Raw genomic sequence first — 15,595 nt, forward strand, 5'->3', positions numbered from 1 at the left:
CGGGCCTCATTTTACCACCACGGTTTCTCTTGCTGCGGCTGCAAAAATTGCACGCCCTGCCCGATTTGCGGCATCGACAGGTTAATTTGCTGTTCCTGCGCCAGCGCCACGATTTGATTAAGCGGATCGTTCCATTGATGGAATGCTAAATCGAAAGCGGCATTGTGAATCGGGAACAACCATTTCGCGTTAAGATCGATAAAGGCTTTGATGGTGTCTTGCGGCAACATATGAATATCGGCCCAGCGCCGGTCATACGCACCGTTTTCCAAAAAGGCCATGTCGAATGGACCAAATTTATTGCCGATCTGTTTGAAACCGTCGAAATAACCGGAATCCCCGCCAAAGAACAGGCGGAAATCATCGCTGCTAATGCTCCATGAGCACCACAAACGTTTATTGCTGTCGAAGATTCCACGGCCAGAAAAGTGCTGCGATGGCGTCGCAACAAAATGAATACCGCCGATATTCTCTGATTCCCACCAATCCAGCTGAGTAATTTTTTCCTGCGCAACGCCCCACGACATTAGCAAATCGCCCACACCAAGCGGTGTGAGGAAATAGCGCACACGATCTTTGAGATGCAAAATGGTGTGATAATCCAGATGATCGTAATGATCATGCGAAAGAATGATCCCTTCGATAGGCGGCAGATCTTCTAGCGCTATCGGCGCAGGTTGAAAACGTTTGGGACCAAACCACTTAAACGGCGACGCGCGCTGGGTAAATACCGGATCGGTCAGCCAATATTTCCCCTGCATTTTAAACAGCAATGACGAGTGACCAAGGCGAAATACGCTGTTATCCGCCGCCGCTGCAAGCTGCTGCGCGTCAAGTTGTATTAACGGCAGCGCAGCTTCAGGAGCGGTGTTTTTCGGTTTATTAAAGGCAAAATCCCAGAATAGTTTGGCGAATTCAGTCAATCCTAACTGCTGGCGTGGGATCTTATTGTTAAACCTTTTGCCATCAAACTGAGCGGATTGCGGGTAGCTTTTTATATTGCAGCGAGAAATGCTCGAACTATTCAACATTGATCTTTTACCTCTCATCGCGGGTCCTTCAGAATAGCCACTTTTAAGGCATCGCACATCGCATATTGGGCGATTGATGACATCGTCATCGCCGATAGGTAAAGTCACCCTTTTGCTTGATTTTACGAGGGAAAATGAAACGTTTATTTGTTTACGGGACGCTGCAGCCAGGCCATTCAAATGCGCATATTCTGGAAAACATCGGCGGAGAATGGCTGGCGGGATCGGTTCGCGGCACCTTCTATGAACGTGGCTGGGGCGCAGCGGCGGATTTCCCCGGCATTGTATTGCAGGAAAACGGCCCGCGCGTATCGGGTTATCTGTTTATGTCTGACAAGCTTGAACCACACTGGCCAATGCTCGATGAGTTTGAAGATGGCTATGATCGGGTGGAAGTTGATGTCACCACCAGCAATGGCGAACTGGTCACGGCGTGGATTTATCAGTTGCAGCCGCAGGTGTAAAAATGAACAAAAGAACCATTGAAAATGTGCGCATACCTACCTACTATGCATGTACGGATAAATGCCGTACGTTAATAAGAACTGATTTTGTATCACTGATGTGAATTCTCGGTTCTTCATGAGAATAACTGGAGAAATAATCATGGCAGGTTTGGCAAAAACCGAACGTCTTGAGCTTCGTATCAGTCCTGATGTTAAAAGCGAAATTGAAACTGCAGCGCAGATCAGCCGCGTCAGCGTTTCGCAATTCATTGCTGATTCTGCTCTGGAACGAGCAGCAAATGTGATTAGCGAGCATAGCCGTATCAAGCTGACTGAAGAGTCATGGAATGCTGTCATGGAAGCACTTGAAAATCCTCCAGCGCCCAATGAACGTCTTCGTCGTGCGGCGGCTCTCAGCAGAGAGGAAGCAACCTGGGAATGGAAACGGTAAAACTAACCATTGTGAAGTTTTCGGCTGATGTGCCACTCAACGTCGAAAACTTCAATTGTGGACGCCCCGAGTAAGACGAGTTTCTCAAAAAATATCTTGCGAAACAGCACGCTGATAACATCCTCAAAGCCTATCTGCTGATCACCAACGATGTGATTCCCGAAGTAATGGGTTTCTACACGGTGTCAGGCGGCAGCTATGCCAAGGCGAATATGACGCGAGCCTATCAAAAGCAGGTTCCCTATCGTGAAACGTCGTGCATTACTTTGGGTCGTTTAGCGGTTGACCAACGTCTTGCCCGGCGCGGCTTCGGGACACAATTGGTCATCGATGCTTTGCGCGTTGCTTATTATGCCGCCGATGCCGTCGGTATATATTCAGTGATGGTTGAGGCAAAAGATGAAGATGCCGCTGCCTTTTATCTCAAAATGGGGTTCATACCGCTTAAGTCGGAAGAGGATAAATTGAAGTTTTTCTTCCCGGTCGCCAGTATCAAAGCGTTGCTTTAATTTTCCCTCTAAAGGGCTTAACGCCCTTTTCTCCTCGCAGGTCTTAATTGGCTTCTAGAATGAATCTCAAATAGACGAGAGGAATTCATGATGATCAAAATCTGCACGGCATGCGGCACATCGTACGATGAACAGCAAAGTAGGATCGAACACTGCAAAATCTGTGAAGACGAGCGGCAATTTGTGCCTGCCAGCGGACAAAAATGGATTTCACTGAATAGCCTGCAATCCACGCACTGCAATAAATGGCAGCAGCATGCTGCCAACTTATTTAGCCTGCAAACCGTACCCAACTTCGCCATTAATCAACGCGCATTTCTGCTGCAAACGCCGCACGGCAATATTCTGTGGGATTGCATCGCTAATTTCGATGATGCCACTAAGGCGATTGTCACCGCGCTGGGCGGTATTCACGCCATCGCTATTTCGCATCCGCACTACTACAGCACCATGCAGGATTGGGCGGCGGCGTTCGATGCGCCAATTTATCTGCACGCCAACGACAGTGAATGGATTATGCGCGATAGCCCGTATATCTCGCTCTGGCAAAACGACGAGCTGGAAATTGTGCCGAAGGTGAAGTTGATTCGTCTCGGCGGACATTTTGCCGGTGGCTGCGTGTTGTATTGGGCGCAGGATGGTGGCGTGTTGCTAAGCGGCGATATTGTGCAAGTCACGCCGGGCGCTAATGCGGTGTCATTTATGTGGAGCTATCCGAATATGCTGCCGTTATCAGTTACTGCGGTGAGCGATATTACTCGTCGTCTGGCGGCGCTGAAATTTGCGCGGCTTTATGGCGCATTTGAACAGCGGGAAATTCTCGCTGATGCGCAGCAGATCGTGATGCAGTCGGGCGAGAAATATATTGCCTGCTTAAACGCCTGAACGAATAGTAAGCAAACGCGCCGCAGATGGATGTACAGACGTCTAAACATCCATTATAGTCCGTTCCCTACGTTAAGAGGGGATCTGCGCAATGAAGAAAATTTTACTCACGACTCTGCTGGCTGCTTCCGTGGCGCTGCTGAGTGGCTGCAACAAAGACGATGAAAATCAAATCAAAGTGGCCATTAACACCGGACCTGATCAGGCATTGTGGGAAACCGTGAAGCAAGTTGCGCATGACAAATATCAGCTGGATGTCAATGTGGTGGCCTTCAATGATTACGTGCAGCCGAATGAAGCGCTGTTCAACAAAGATGTCGATGCCAACGCCTTCCAGAGCCTGCCTTATCTGGAGATGCAATCCAAAGAGCGCGGCTACCACTTTGCCGTGGTCACCAACACCTTCGTGTTCCCGATTGCGGGTTACTCGCGCAAGATTAAATCGCTGAAAGAGTTGCCGGATGGCGCGACCGTGACCATCTCCAACGAAGCAACTACCCTTGGCCGCAGCCTGCTGCTATTGCAGGCGCAAGGCTTAATCAAAGTGAAACCGGAAGCGGGCCTGCTGCCAACCACGCTGGATATCACCGATAATCCGAAGAAGCTGAAAATTGTTGAAGTCGATACGCCGCAACTGGCGCGTACGCTGGACGATCCGCAGGTGTATATTTCGATCATCAACAACAACTTCGCCGCGCTGGTTAATCTCTCCGCTTCGCGTGACGGCATGTTTATGGAAGGCAAAGCCTCGCCTTACGTGAATGCGATTGTGGCGCGTGAAGATAATAAAGACAGCCCTAACGTGCAGAAGCTGAAACAGGCTTTCCAGTCGCAGGAAGTGCTGGATAAGGCTAATGAGATCTACAAAGGCGATATTATTAAAGGCTGGTAATTTACGGTTTAATTAAGCCTATGTATGCCGGTGCGCTTAAATGCGCACCCGCCAAACCACCGTAGGGTCGCCATTCATGGCGACCGATTTTCCGCTTAACTGACAACATCCATCCTTCCGCGACTTCCCGCGTTAATCAGCTAAGCTCAGTTCATAAAATAAGCGCCGTATAAAAATGGTGTAAAAATATCGGTCATTGGCGTAAAAATGCTGTACGTAAATTCGCCTGCCACTGTTCGCATCGGTCGCAAACAGGTATGTTCGCCCTCATTAGCTTCAACCCTGATAAACCACGGGAAATCTATGAGTCAGAGTGAAAAACAGTCCTTGCCTGCTGGCATGCTGGCGGCCGCAGGGATCGTGTTTGGGGATATCGGCACCAGCCCGCTGTATACCCTCAAAGAGTGTCTCTCCATTTTGCCTAACGGCGCTATCTCTACCACTGCGGTGATGGGATTTTTGTCGCTGATTTTCTGGGCGCTGACGCTGATCGTGACGCTGAAATATGTCTGCTTCGTGATGCGCGCCGATCATGACGGCGAAGGCGGCGTGTTGACGTTAATGTCACTGGCACGCCAGCATGTCGGACCCAAAGCGTCGCATATCATTGTGCTAGCGGGCTTAATTGGTGGCGCGTTCTTCTATGGCGATGGCGTGATCACTCCGGCAATTTCGGTGCTATCGGCGATTGAAGGTATCGAAGTGGTATCGCCTGAGCTGGATAAATATGTAGTGCCACTAGCGGTAGCGATTCTCACGCTGCTGTTCATCATTCAAAAACACGGCACCGAAAAGGTCAGTAAAGTGTTCGGCCCGGTGATGTTTGTCTGGTTTGTGTCGATTGCCCTGCTAGGTATTCGCGGCATCTTGCTCAATCCTGAGGTGCTGTATGCACTCAATCCTTCCTATGCGTTGACGTTCTTGCTCAGCCACAAAGCGTTGTCGTTTGCCGCGCTCGGCATGGTGGTGCTGGCGGTGACCGGTGCGGAAGCGCTGTACGCCGATATGGGACATCTGGGCAAAGCGCCAATTCGTATGGCGTGGCTGGTGATCGCCATGCCCGCGCTAGTGCTTAACTACTTTGGTCAGGGCGCGCTGGTGATTGCCGATGCGCAGGCCATCAATAACCCGTTCTTTAATCTCGCGCCGGGCTGGGTACAGATTCCGCTGATTGTGCTGTCTACACTGGCGACGGTGATTGCGGCGCAGTCGGTGATTAGCGGCGTGTATACGCTGACGCATCAGGCGATTCGTCAGGGATTCCTGCCGCCGATGCGCGTCATTTTCACTTCGCATACCGAATCCGGCCAGATCTATATTCCGGTGGTGAACTGGCTGCTGTTTGTCGCAGTAACGGTGATTGTGCTGGCGTTCCGTCAATCTTCTGCACTCTCTTCCGCGTACGGCATTGTGGTGACCGGCACCATGGTGATTACCGCTTGTCTGGCGGGTGTGGTGGCACTGCGTAACTGGAAGTGGCCGCTGCCGGTGGCGCTGGTTTTCCTGCTGTGTATGTTAAGCATTGATGTGCCGCTGTTCAGCGCCAACCTGATGAAGCTGCTCTCCGGCGGTTGGGTGCCGGTGTTACTGGCGCTGAGCATGATGGGATTGATGCTGATTTGGAGCAGCGAGCGTAATCGCCTGATCCGCAAATTGAATAACGATCCCGAAAGCCTGATGGCGCTGGTGCGATCGCTGGAAACCAATCCGCCGAGTCGTGTGCCTGGCACCGCCATCTTCCTGTCACGCAAAGAGCATGAGATTCCGCAGGCGCTGCTGCACAACCTCAAACACAACCGCGTGCTGCATAAACGTGTGGTGCTGCTGCATATCCGCACCACCGATATCCCGCGCGTCTACAATCAGAAGCGTCTCAGCATCACCCAGTTGTCGCCGTCGTTCTGGCAAGTAACCGCCGCTTATGGCTGGCGCGAGACGCCATCAATGGCGGAGATCCTGCATCTGTGCGGGCTGGAAGGATTGGGTTGTACCGTCAATGAAGCCTCGTTCTTCACCTCGCACGACACGCTGGTGATGAAGAAGAGAAAAGGTTTGATGCGGGTTAAAGGCGGTATTTTCCATTTCTGCCAGCGCAACGCACAGCGCGCGCATGAGCAATTTAATATCCCGCCGAATCGGGTCATCGAGCTGGGCGGGCAGCGCGAGTTTTGATCGGTCGCCATGAATGGCGACCCTACAAAATCCCGCGAAATAACCGTAAGGTCGCCATTCATGGCGGCTTTATTTTTTTCCGCCAAATGTAACCAGATGCAAAAATAGTCGCGTAAGTTTGAATGAGTTGTGGCTGAATCTTTCTTAACATCTAATTAGCAATTAAAGCTAAAACGCTTAACCTGAAAAGGTGTTTATTAACTTCACCGGCAATGATCACCTGTCGTGAACATTTAGGGTTTAAGCGCATTATCAACAATTGAAAGATTCGTAGCTGCGGCCATTGGTTCAGCTACTATTTGCGAGGAGTATCGCCATGAAACAATTAATTAATGACGTAATATCTATTTTCACACCGCAATCTGTTAAACCGGTTTTAATTCGCGCTGATTTAACTCATCGCGAACTTTCATCAATTCATCCGGTAGGATTTACTTCGGTGAGCTGGGCGACCTCAATGGAAGAGCTGAATGACGCCTTTGTGCAGAAAGCCGTTGCCGCCGGTGCCGTGGGTTATCACATCACCGAAGTGGAATCCCACGAACCAGCGCACGATGGTCAACATATCATGGCCGCCACAGCCACTCTTTATCACATCAATAGCAAAGTGGCTTATGGCTAATGTTTAATTTATTGGAATTTACAGCCTGCCCTTCATCATCGGCAGGCTTTTTTCTGCAAAATATTCAGCGAGAAAATCAATAAACACTTTAATGCGCGGCGATTCAGAAGCGCGTTGCGTGTAAACCGCCCAAACATTCGCTTCCTGATACCACTGCGGTAAAACGTGCACCAATTGATTTTCACTTAAATAAGGTGCGACATCCCAGGCCGATCGCAACGCAATGCCGTGTGATTTTAAGGCCCAGTTTAAAATCACTTTCCCACTATTCGATGAGTAATGGCTATTCAGGCGACAGACGATTCTATTCTCGCCATCGGTTAACGTCCAGTGTCCAAAAGTGTTGTTATTTTCATTAATAATAAGACAGCTATGATCGATTAAATCATCCAGCGTCTCAAGCGGACGCGATCGGGATAGATAATCTGCTGAAGCGCAAAGAATACGCCGATTGGCGGCTAATTTTCGGGCAATGTAGGAATGATTAACATCATCGCCAACGCGAATATCCACATCGGTTCCTGATTGCAATAAATCAATATCGCGATCGCTGAGCATCAGTTTGATATTCAGTGACGGATGGCGCGTCATAAATTCAGCAATCGCATCCGACAAATAATCCTGACCAAAACCAAATGAACAGGCCACGGTAAGATCGCCGGTCAATTCGCCGCGCCACTGCTGGAAGTTATTGAGGAAGGAATCCATCTCGTGCACCACCTGCAGCGCGCCTTCCAGCGCCTTTTCACCTTCTGGCGTCAGGCGCATCACGCGGTTGGTGCGGAAAAACAGCCGGGTTTCCAGCTGCTTTTCAAGGATGGCAATACGCTTGCTGATATAGGATGGCGACTGGCCGAGCTCAATGGCGGCGCGGCCAAAACCTTCGTAGCGCGCCACGCTGATAAATACATACAGATCTTCAACCGACGGCCAGCCCTCAAGCGGCTTCTGATAACTTTTCCCGGCAAGCAGTATCTTCATAACCATCACAGCGTTAGAGAAATTTAGCCGGTTATAACACAGAATCCAGGAAGGGCTGAAGCTGGCTTAAAAACAGTTCGGGCACTTCCTCATGTGGTGAATGACCGCAAGGTAATGCGTGGCCTTGAATATGGCGCGCTTTATCCTGCCAGGTTTCCACCACGTTATATAACTGGCCGACCGTGCCCTTTTCTCCCCATAACAGCAGCAGCGGCGCTTCAATGCGTTTATCGCTGTCCTGCGCATCATCGTCTAAATCAATTGTCGCCGCTGCGCGATAATCCTCGCACACCGCGTGAATCATCTCTTTCTTTTGATAACAGCGCAGGTAATCGTTGAATATTGCCTCTTCGGTAGCGCCCGGCGTTTTTAATTGCCCGTCAATGTGTTTACGCAGGAATAACGCCGGATCGTGGCCGATCATGGTTTCCGGTAATGGATAAGGTTGAATCAGGAAGAACCACCAGAAATAGCGCGTCGCAAATTCTTTATTGGTTAACGCATACATGGTGGCGGTTGGCGCAATATCGACAAACACGCAGCAGGAAAGTTTTTCCGGATGATCGAGCGCCAGCCGATGGCCTACGCGCGCACCGCGATCGTGACCAACAAACGCCACGCGCTCCAGGCCTAATGCGTCGATCAGCAGGCTAATATCGTCTGCCATCACGCGTTTCGAGTAAGCACGATGCGTCTCATCACTTACCGGCTTGTCGCTGTCGCCGTAACCGCGCAGATCCGGCAGGATCACGCGATACTTCTGCGCCAGCTGCGGCGCAATTTTGCGCCACGCCAGATGATTTTGTGGATGTCCGTGCAGCATCAGTAAAGGCGGGCCTTCGCCACCGATGGCGACGCGCAGCGTCACGCCATTCGCCAATCGCACATCACTCAGCGTAAAGCCGTCGATAAAGGGGGAATCACCGCGTGGCGTTATCTCACTCATGCTTGGGCATCCTGTACTATTGGGCCGCGCTTCAGCCACGGACGCTGGGCAAAATGTTGCACTTCAAACTGAGTGATATCGGATTCGTACTGCAACGTCCAGTCCACCGCGCTGCCGCCGCCCAATAACATCTCACGCTTCAAGGCACTGACCGAAAAGGCAATGCGTTGATTATTGAAGAGGATCGCCTGTTGTTCCAGCGACACGGTAATGCGGTTCTTTGCGGCATCGTTCGCCACTTCACACAGGCGCTGATAATCCTCTTCGCTTAACGTCAGCGTCAAAACACCATTACGCTGGCAGTTATCGTCAAAGATGCCGGCAAAGCTGGTGCCGATAATGGCGCGGATGCCGAGCTGATTGAGTCCCCAAACCGCATGTTCGCGGCTGGAACCACAGCCGAAATTGGCACCGACCAGTAAGAAGGCAGCGTTTTCCCAGCCGGGCTGATTCAGAATGAAATCGGGATTCGGGCTGCCGTCAGGCAGAAAGCGCAGGTCGAAGAACACGCCGCGATCCAAATCCTGGCGATCGATGCCTTTGAGAAACTGCTTGGGCATGATCACATCAGTATCAATATTGGCAGCCGGTAACGGCGCGAGCGTGCCAGTAATGTTGTTAAATGCTTCCATATTAAACCTCTGCAGTCATGAATTTACGGACATCAACCAGATGACCGGCAATCGCGGCGGCGGCGACCATCGCCGGGCTCATTAAGTGCGTGCGCGCACCTGCACCCTGGCGGCCAGGGAAGTTGCGGTTGGTGCCAGACGCACAGCGATCGCCGGGCGCTAACACATCTTCGTTCATCGCCAGGCACATCGAGCAGCCCGATTGACGCCATTCGAAACCGGCGTTAACAAAAATCGCAGCTAAACCTTCCGCTTCTGCCTGCTGACGCACCTGCGTCGATCCCGGCACGATAATGCCGCGCACATTCGGCGCGATTTTGTGTCCGTCGATAATCGCGGCGGCGGCGCGCAGATCCTCAATGCGGCCGTTGGTGCAGGAACCAATAAAGGCATGCGTGATGGCGATTTCCGCTAACGGCGTGCCGGGCTCAAGTCCCATATATTTCAGCGCACTGCGCAGCGTCTGCTGTTTTACCGCATCTTTTTCCTGCGCCGGATCGGGCACGCGGCCAGTGATAGCGCTGGCCTGATCCGGGCTGATGCCCCAGGTCACTTTCGGTTCGAGATCGCTGCAATCGATGGCGATGCGGCTGTCGAAGCGTGCGTCAGCATCGCTACGCAAATCGCGCCACTCCGCAACGGCCTGCTGCCACAGCTCGCCGGTCGGCATTTGCGGTTTACCGGCGATGTAGGCAAACACTTTTTCATCCGGCGCGATAATCGCACCGCGCGCACCGGCTTCCACCGCCATGTTGCACAGCGTCATGCGCCCTTCCATGCTCAGCGCTTCGATGGCAACACCCGCAAATTCAATGGCAAATCCGGTCGCGCCCGATGCGCCAATCTGTTCGATCAGCGCCATGATGATGTCCTTCGCTGAACAACCAAACGGCAGCTCGCCGCTCACCGTCACCAGCATGGTTTTCAGCGTGCGATAAATCAGGGTCTGCGTCGCCAGCAGATGCTCGATTTCCGAGGTGCCGATACCAAAACCCAGCGCGCCAAACGCGCCATAAGTGGTGGTATGACTGTCGCCTGCCGCAATTACCATGCCGGGCATTACCAAACCTTGCTCGTGCGCCACCACGTGTTCAATGCCCTGGCGCGGATCAAGCACATCGAACAGTTCGATGCCAAAATGCGCGGCGTTTTGGCGGAAGTAATCGACTTGTAACTGCCCGCCCGCGTCGGCCATCGCCTCATCGCGCTCGGGTCGCGTCGGGTTGACGTGATCGACATTCAGCAGAATGGTGCCCGGATTGCGCACCGGACGCTGGTGATCGCGCAGGCCGCTGAACGCCTGCGGGCTGGTGTATTCATTCAGAATCGAGCGATCGATGTAGAGCAGCACGTGCCCTTCATCGTCTAACTTACGAACCACATGCTGATCGATCAGTTTTTCATACAGTGTTTTGTTAGTCATACCGTTGCCCACGCGAAAGTAAAACAAGTCATTAGAGACGTTAGGGTAATACAGTTTGTGTGCGGGCAATGAACACGCTTCGTGAAGTGATGGTTTATGGAATGTGCAGCGAAGGATACGTGAGTTTCATTTGACCTAAGTCGCGTCTCCCGATATAAAGAATAACCGCGCTGCTTAAGCGGTTTATCCCCGATTTATTTCCTCTTCTGCTTATATTTCACGCTACTTTCTTTTTTGTAAGTTAATTAATTAACACCAATACTTTATTAACTAAAAACAAGTTAATCATTTCGTAACAATCTCTTAATGTGCAAACCGAATTTTTAACGTTCACCTGCATTGCATAATAAGTAGGACTGGAATGACTCACACCAAAAAGATCGTGTCTGCCCTATCGCTGGCAGCGCTGCTTGTCTCTTCAGCGGTACGCGCTGAAGACGCACCAGAAAAAACTGACGTTCTGCTGATTGGCGGCGGTATCATGAGCGCCTCGCTCGGCACCTGGCTGCAAGAGCTGCAACCGGGCTGGAAACAGCTGATGGTTGAGAAGCTGGACGGCGTCGCGCTGGAATCGTCCAATGGCTGGAACAACGCCGGTACTGGTCACTCTGCTAACATGGAGCTGAACTACACGCCTGAGCGTGCAGACGGTTCAATCGACGTTAGCAAAGCGCTGGAAATCAACGAATCCTTCATGATTTCTCGTCAGTTCTGGACGTCGCAAGTGCAGCGCGGTGTGTTGCACGATCCGCACTCCTTCATTAACTCTACGCCGCACATGAGCTTCGTCTGGGGCGACAAAAACGTCGAGTACCTGACTAAGCGTTACGATGCGCTGCAGAAAACCACCCTGTTCCAGGGCATGAAGTTCTCCACCGATCATCAACAGATCCAGCAATGGGCACCGCTGGTGATGGAAGGTCGTGACCCGAACCAGAAGGTCGCGGCAACCTGGACGCCGGTCGGCACCGATGTTAACTACGGTGAAATTACCCGTCAGCTGATCGGCAGCCTGAAAAAAGATCAGAACTTCAAGCTAGAAACCTCATCAGAAGTCACTGATTTCAAACGTAACGGCGACAATTCCTGGCACGTCACCATCAAAGATGTGAAGAGCGGCGATAAGCGTGCGGTTGATGCGAAATACGTGTTTATCGGTGCTGGCGGCGGCGCCATTAAGCTGCTGCAGAAAACCGGCATTCCGGAAGCAGACAACTACGGCGGCTTCCCGGTCGGCGGTTCGTTCCTGATGACCGAGAACCCAGAAATCGCTAACCGTCACCTGGAAAAAGTGTACGGTCAGGCTTCTGTGGGTGCACCACCGATGTCAGTTCCACACATCGATTCACGTACTCTTGACGGTAAGAAAGTGGTGCTGTTTGGACCATTCGCCACCTTCTCTACCAAGTACCTGAAAAACGGTTCGCTGTTTGACCTGCTGAGCGCGACCACCACCAGCAACATTATGCCGATGACGCATGTGGGCATCGACAACTTCGATCTGGTGAAATACCTGATTGGTCAGGTGATGCTGAATGATGACGACCGCTTTGCTGCGCTGAAAGAGTACTATCCGAACGCGCGTAAAGAAGACTGGAAACTGATTCAGGCTGGTCAACGCGTACAGATCATCAAGAAAGATGCCGAAAAAGGTGGCTTGCTGAAACTGGGTACCGAAATCGTGACCGATAAGCAGAAAACCCTTGCTGCCCTGCTGGGCGCATCTCCGGGTGCATCTACTGCTGCGCCAATCACTCTCGACGTGATGAAGAAGCTGTTCCCAGAGCAGTTCGCTTCGCCAGAGTGGCAGCAAAAGATCCGCGCTATCGTGCCAAGCTTCGGCCAGAAGCTGAACGGCAACACCGCGCTGACCCAGCAAGTTTGGGACAACACTGCAGCGACGCTGCTGTTGACCAAGCCGCCGGTTATCAACATGGATGATCAAGCTGTTGCACCGACGCAGGCTAAGCCGCGTGCGGAATCAGGCAAACAGGATATGGCGCTGTAATCCTCGCCAGAAGTGAACCAAGCCGGACAATGTCCGGCTTTTTTATTGTCTTTTGTAGGGGCAATAATCGTCAGTAAAGCGTCTTTTGGTCACCATAAATGGCGACCCTACAAAGTATTGGCGCGTTTTTGTAGGGTCGCCATTCATGGCGACCGACTTACAAACGAAGAATATCTGCGCTAATCGACCCCACATTCGTTTTGCCACCAAAGCGCTGCAGTTGGCGGCTTTAGCGCGATAGCTGCTTTGCGTCCATGAACCTGCATCGATATAGTCATAAAACATTTTTGGTACGCGTTTATGGGCTAAATGGCGTAATTCTTCGATGCAGTTGATGGTCATAGAGGATATTCCAATAATATTTGGAAGAGGTCGCCATGAATGGCGACCCTACGGATATTTTTACGACTTTTTATAATCGGTGTAGGCGTTTTGTAATGCCACATGATCGGCAATATATTTGGCATCGTGCCATACGCCGTAAATAAACGATGATGCACGATTTACCAGATTAGGTAAGCCAAGGAAGTAAATACCACGTTCCGCTGAAATACCGCGCTTATGGAACGGTACACCATTAGCGTCGAAGGCATCCACTTTCAGCCAGCTGAAATCAAATTTAAAACCGGTGGCCCAGATAATGCTGGTGATACCTGCAGCCTGCAGATCCAATTCTGATAATGGATTAATTAAACATTCTGGATCTGGCAGTAATTCCCATGCTTGCGGTTCGGGCGGTAAATCCAGGCCATTACGTTCAATATAGGTGTCAGCATCGCGCAGTACGTCGAAATAGGCTTTGTCGCCCTCGGCAATATTCTCTACTAAACCATCGGCAAAGCTTAGCACGCCGTTATCCCAGCTTTTGGTGATACCCACCAGCGTAATGCCCATATGCGCCAGACGACGAAAATCGACCGTTTTGCCTCCTTCATAACCACTCACGGCAAAAGCAACGTGCTGTTTCTTCGGCTTGATTTTGACTTCATCCCACAAGCCCAGCGCGCCCAACCACCAGCAATAATCGCGGTCGCGATACGAACGTGGCGGCCGGTAATGTTCGCCGATGGAGAGTGTCACTTCACGGCCAGATTTACGCAGCTCTTCCGCAATTTGTGAGCCTGACGCGCCTGCGCCCACCACCAGCACGCCGCCTTGCGGCAGTTGCTGTGGATTTTTATACGCCGATGAATGGATTTGATGCAGTGCAGCACTTTCCGGCACGATCTGCGGGAAAGCGGGTTTCTGGAAGGGACCGGTTGCCGCCACCACATTGTCAGCTTCAAATTCACCGGCCGAGGTCAGTACTTTAAAACCGCTACGTTCCAGCAGACGCTCAACCGAATACACTTCCACGCCAGTACGCACCGGCGCATCGAGCATTTTTACGTAGTCTTCGAAATATTGCGCCATGCGCTCTTTCGGAGGAAAGGCTTCCTGGGAAATATTATCGAATTTCATTGAAGGAAAACGATCGTGCCAGGCTGGGCCATTGGCAACCAATGAATCCCAACGTTCTGAACGCCAACGCTCAGCAATACGGCTACGCTCGAATACCACATGTGGCACGCCCATTAATGACAGATGTTCACTCATCGCAATACCTGCCTGACCCGCTCCGACCACCACGGTATTAATTTTTTCTACTGACATGTGAGATCCCTAAAGATGATCGACCCCGATCTTTTCATGGAAAAGAGTAATCAGGTGCCGTATGAATGATATTCAGGTTAATAAATGCTGCGCCATTAAATAAGCACAGCATTCGTGTTAATACATTAATGCCCTGCTTCGACGTTCAATATTTTCCCTAAACCTAAAAACTTATTCGCGATAATTAACATCGTAGCCGTCACCGCAATATAAATAACCGACAGTGCAGCCAGCGTTGGGTCGGCAAACTCCCGCACATAGTTGTACATCGCCACCGGCAAGGTCTGAGTCGCTTGCGTGGTAATAAACAGCGAAGCGGTAAATTCGTTGAAGGAAAGAATGGCAGCAAATAACCAACCGCCAAACAAGCCCGGCAAAATAAGCGGTACGGTAATGGTCCACACCACGCGCAGCGGCGAAGCACCAAGGCTTGCTGCTGCCAGTTCAATACGCTGTTCGAGGTTTTTCAGCGACACATACACGCTGCGCAGCACGAACGGCAGCACCAGCACGATGTGGCAGAAGATCACCAGCGGATAACCGCGTCCAATGCCCAGTTGAGAGACAAGCATCAGTAAGCCGAGACCAATGGTGAAATGCGGAATAAACAGTGGCGACAGCAGCACACCTTCCAGCACTTGTTTACACGGGAAACTGTAACGCTCAATGGCGATCGCCAGCGTGGCGCCGATAATGACCGCCAGCGTTGAAGCCCACGCCGTCACAATCAACCCGGAATAGAAGCCGTGGCGGAAGTCATCGTAATTCACCGCACGTTCGAACCAGCGCAGCGACCAGCCTTTTGGCGGGAAGAACAACACTGAGGTACTGCTGAACGAAGAGATGAACACCACAATGGTTGGCAGCAATACGAACAGTAAAATCGCGATAACCAGCGCGCGTCCCGCCAGAGTAATCAATTTATCGTTGAGGGATCGGGTCAT

The 15,595-nt window shown here is 51.4% G+C and carries 16 protein-coding genes; 8 read left to right on the forward strand and 8 right to left on the reverse strand.

The window, feature by feature from the left end; translation table 11 throughout:
- Nucleotides 1-11: 11 nt before the first annotated feature.
- Nucleotides 12-1,031: an MBL fold metallo-hydrolase gene (locus NR302_RS22020; protein ID WP_374990652.1), complete on the reverse strand. Its 1,020-nt coding sequence runs from the start codon at nucleotides 1,029-1,031 to the stop codon at nucleotides 12-14.
- A 134-nt stretch (nucleotides 1,032-1,165) separates the two neighbouring features.
- On the opposite strand from NR302_RS22020, the gene NR302_RS22025 reads away from it, so the two are divergent.
- The 7 genes from NR302_RS22025 (at nucleotide 1,166) to NR302_RS22055 (ending at nucleotide 7,008) form a co-directional block, all read left to right on the forward strand.
- A complete protein-coding gene (locus NR302_RS22025; RefSeq protein WP_258145284.1) occupies nucleotides 1,166-1,495 on the forward strand; it encodes a gamma-glutamylcyclotransferase family protein in 330 nt (109 codons plus the stop codon).
- 142 nt (nucleotides 1,496-1,637) lie between these two features.
- Complete coding sequence (locus NR302_RS22030; protein ID WP_008106802.1) at nucleotides 1,638-1,928, forward strand: DUF1778 domain-containing protein; 291 nt, start codon at nucleotides 1,638-1,640, stop codon at nucleotides 1,926-1,928.
- A 167-nt stretch (nucleotides 1,929-2,095) separates the two neighbouring features.
- On the forward strand, nucleotides 2,096-2,437 hold the full coding sequence (locus tag NR302_RS22035) for a GNAT family N-acetyltransferase (protein WP_258145285.1): 342 nt from the start codon (nucleotides 2,096-2,098) through the stop codon (nucleotides 2,435-2,437).
- 87 nt (nucleotides 2,438-2,524) lie between these two features.
- The gene (locus NR302_RS22040) at nucleotides 2,525-3,322 is read left to right on the forward strand and encodes an MBL fold metallo-hydrolase (protein ID WP_258145286.1); all 798 of its coding nucleotides are present in this window, start codon (nucleotides 2,525-2,527) and stop codon (nucleotides 3,320-3,322) included.
- A gap of 91 nt (nucleotides 3,323-3,413) precedes the next feature.
- A complete protein-coding gene (locus tag NR302_RS22045; RefSeq protein ID WP_258145287.1) occupies nucleotides 3,414-4,214 on the forward strand; it encodes a MetQ/NlpA family ABC transporter substrate-binding protein in 801 nt (266 codons plus the stop codon).
- A gap of 303 nt (nucleotides 4,215-4,517) precedes the next feature.
- Nucleotides 4,518-6,386: a low affinity potassium transporter Kup gene (gene kup, locus NR302_RS22050; RefSeq protein WP_258145288.1), complete on the forward strand. Its 1,869-nt coding sequence runs from the start codon at nucleotides 4,518-4,520 to the stop codon at nucleotides 6,384-6,386.
- Nucleotides 6,387-6,702: 316 nt separating this feature from the next.
- Complete coding sequence (locus tag NR302_RS22055) at nucleotides 6,703-7,008, forward strand: DUF1471 domain-containing protein (protein WP_154157056.1); 306 nt, start codon at nucleotides 6,703-6,705, stop codon at nucleotides 7,006-7,008.
- An 18-nt stretch (nucleotides 7,009-7,026) separates the two neighbouring features.
- Here NR302_RS22055 and NR302_RS22060 read toward each other — a convergent pair whose 3' ends face one another.
- From NR302_RS22060 to leuC, 4 genes are read right to left on the reverse strand one after another with little or no spacing between them, the layout of a single operon-like run.
- A complete protein-coding gene (locus NR302_RS22060) occupies nucleotides 7,027-7,989 on the reverse strand; it encodes a LysR substrate-binding domain-containing protein (protein ID WP_258145289.1) in 963 nt (320 codons plus the stop codon).
- Nucleotides 7,990-8,020: 31 nt separating this feature from the next.
- Nucleotides 8,021-8,935: an alpha/beta fold hydrolase gene (locus tag NR302_RS22065; protein WP_258145290.1), complete on the reverse strand. Its 915-nt coding sequence runs from the start codon at nucleotides 8,933-8,935 to the stop codon at nucleotides 8,021-8,023.
- Nucleotides 8,932-9,567, reverse strand: a complete 636-nt coding sequence (leuD, locus tag NR302_RS22070) for a 3-isopropylmalate dehydratase small subunit (protein ID WP_258145291.1) — start codon at nucleotides 9,565-9,567, stop codon at nucleotides 8,932-8,934. Before leuD ends, NR302_RS22065 begins: the two co-directional genes overlap by 4 nt.
- Nucleotide 9,568: 1 nt before the next feature.
- Nucleotides 9,569-10,990, reverse strand: a complete 1,422-nt coding sequence (leuC, locus tag NR302_RS22075) for a 3-isopropylmalate dehydratase large subunit (protein ID WP_258145292.1) — start codon at nucleotides 10,988-10,990, stop codon at nucleotides 9,569-9,571.
- A 361-nt stretch (nucleotides 10,991-11,351) separates the two neighbouring features.
- Here leuC and mqo point away from each other — a divergent pair, with 361 nt between their 5' ends.
- Complete coding sequence (gene mqo / locus NR302_RS22080) at nucleotides 11,352-12,998, forward strand: malate dehydrogenase (quinone) (protein ID WP_258145293.1); 1,647 nt, start codon at nucleotides 11,352-11,354, stop codon at nucleotides 12,996-12,998.
- Between the two features lie 42 nt (nucleotides 12,999-13,040).
- Here the strand turns inward: mqo and NR302_RS23745 are convergent, their stop codons facing one another.
- The 3 genes from NR302_RS23745 to NR302_RS22095 all read right to left on the reverse strand — a co-directional run bounded on the left by NR302_RS23745 (nucleotide 13,041) and on the right by NR302_RS22095 (nucleotide 15,595).
- Nucleotides 13,041-13,340, reverse strand: coding sequence for a hypothetical protein (locus NR302_RS23745; RefSeq protein WP_374990653.1), 300 nt, complete (start codon nucleotides 13,338-13,340; stop codon nucleotides 13,041-13,043).
- A 60-nt stretch (nucleotides 13,341-13,400) separates the two neighbouring features.
- Nucleotides 13,401-14,651 carry an NAD(P)/FAD-dependent oxidoreductase gene (locus NR302_RS22090; protein ID WP_258145294.1) on the reverse strand — a complete coding sequence of 417 codons (1,251 nt, stop codon included), beginning with the start codon at nucleotides 14,649-14,651 and terminating at the stop codon, nucleotides 13,401-13,403.
- A 125-nt stretch (nucleotides 14,652-14,776) separates the two neighbouring features.
- Nucleotides 14,777-15,595 (reverse strand): ABC transporter permease, encoded by an 819-nt coding sequence (locus tag NR302_RS22095; protein WP_154157049.1) that lies wholly within the window; start codon nucleotides 15,593-15,595, stop codon nucleotides 14,777-14,779.

The organism is Pantoea sp. SOD02, assembly GCF_024707505.1.
GTDB lineage: Bacteria > Pseudomonadota > Gammaproteobacteria > Enterobacterales > Enterobacteriaceae > Pantoea > Pantoea symbiotica.

Bases quoted from the DNA above. Each gene is read 5' to 3' on its own strand.
- NR302_RS22030 (WP_008106802.1), top strand. From the start codon at position 1,638: ATGGCAGGTTTGGCAAAAACCGAACGTCTTGAGCTTCGTATCAGTCCT.
- NR302_RS23745 (WP_374990653.1), bottom strand. From the start codon at position 13,340: ATGACCATCAACTGCATCGAAGAATTACGCCATTTAGCCCATAAACGC.
- NR302_RS22020 (WP_374990652.1), bottom strand. From the start codon at position 1,031: ATGTTGAATAGTTCGAGCATTTCTCGCTGCAATATAAAAAGCTACCCG.
- NR302_RS22035 (WP_258145285.1), top strand. From the start codon at position 2,096: ATGGGTTTCTACACGGTGTCAGGCGGCAGCTATGCCAAGGCGAATATG.
- NR302_RS22040 (WP_258145286.1), top strand. From the start codon at position 2,525: ATGATGATCAAAATCTGCACGGCATGCGGCACATCGTACGATGAACAG.
- kup (WP_258145288.1), top strand. From the start codon at position 4,518: ATGAGTCAGAGTGAAAAACAGTCCTTGCCTGCTGGCATGCTGGCGGCC.
- NR302_RS22025 (WP_258145284.1), top strand. From the start codon at position 1,166: ATGAAACGTTTATTTGTTTACGGGACGCTGCAGCCAGGCCATTCAAAT.
- NR302_RS22095 (WP_154157049.1), bottom strand. From the start codon at position 15,595: ATGACCCGATCCCTCAACGATAAATTGATTACTCTGGCGGGACGCGCG.
- NR302_RS22090 (WP_258145294.1), bottom strand. From the start codon at position 14,651: ATGTCAGTAGAAAAAATTAATACCGTGGTGGTCGGAGCGGGTCAGGCA.
- mqo (WP_258145293.1), top strand. From the start codon at position 11,352: ATGACTCACACCAAAAAGATCGTGTCTGCCCTATCGCTGGCAGCGCTG.
- NR302_RS22055 (WP_154157056.1), top strand. From the start codon at position 6,703: ATGAAACAATTAATTAATGACGTAATATCTATTTTCACACCGCAATCT.
- leuC (WP_258145292.1), bottom strand. From the start codon at position 10,990: ATGACTAACAAAACACTGTATGAAAAACTGATCGATCAGCATGTGGTT.
- NR302_RS22065 (WP_258145290.1), bottom strand. From the start codon at position 8,935: ATGAGTGAGATAACGCCACGCGGTGATTCCCCCTTTATCGACGGCTTT.
- NR302_RS22060 (WP_258145289.1), bottom strand. From the start codon at position 7,989: ATGAAGATACTGCTTGCCGGGAAAAGTTATCAGAAGCCGCTTGAGGGC.
- NR302_RS22045 (WP_258145287.1), top strand. From the start codon at position 3,414: ATGAAGAAAATTTTACTCACGACTCTGCTGGCTGCTTCCGTGGCGCTG.
- leuD (WP_258145291.1), bottom strand. From the start codon at position 9,567: ATGGAAGCATTTAACAACATTACTGGCACGCTCGCGCCGTTACCGGCT.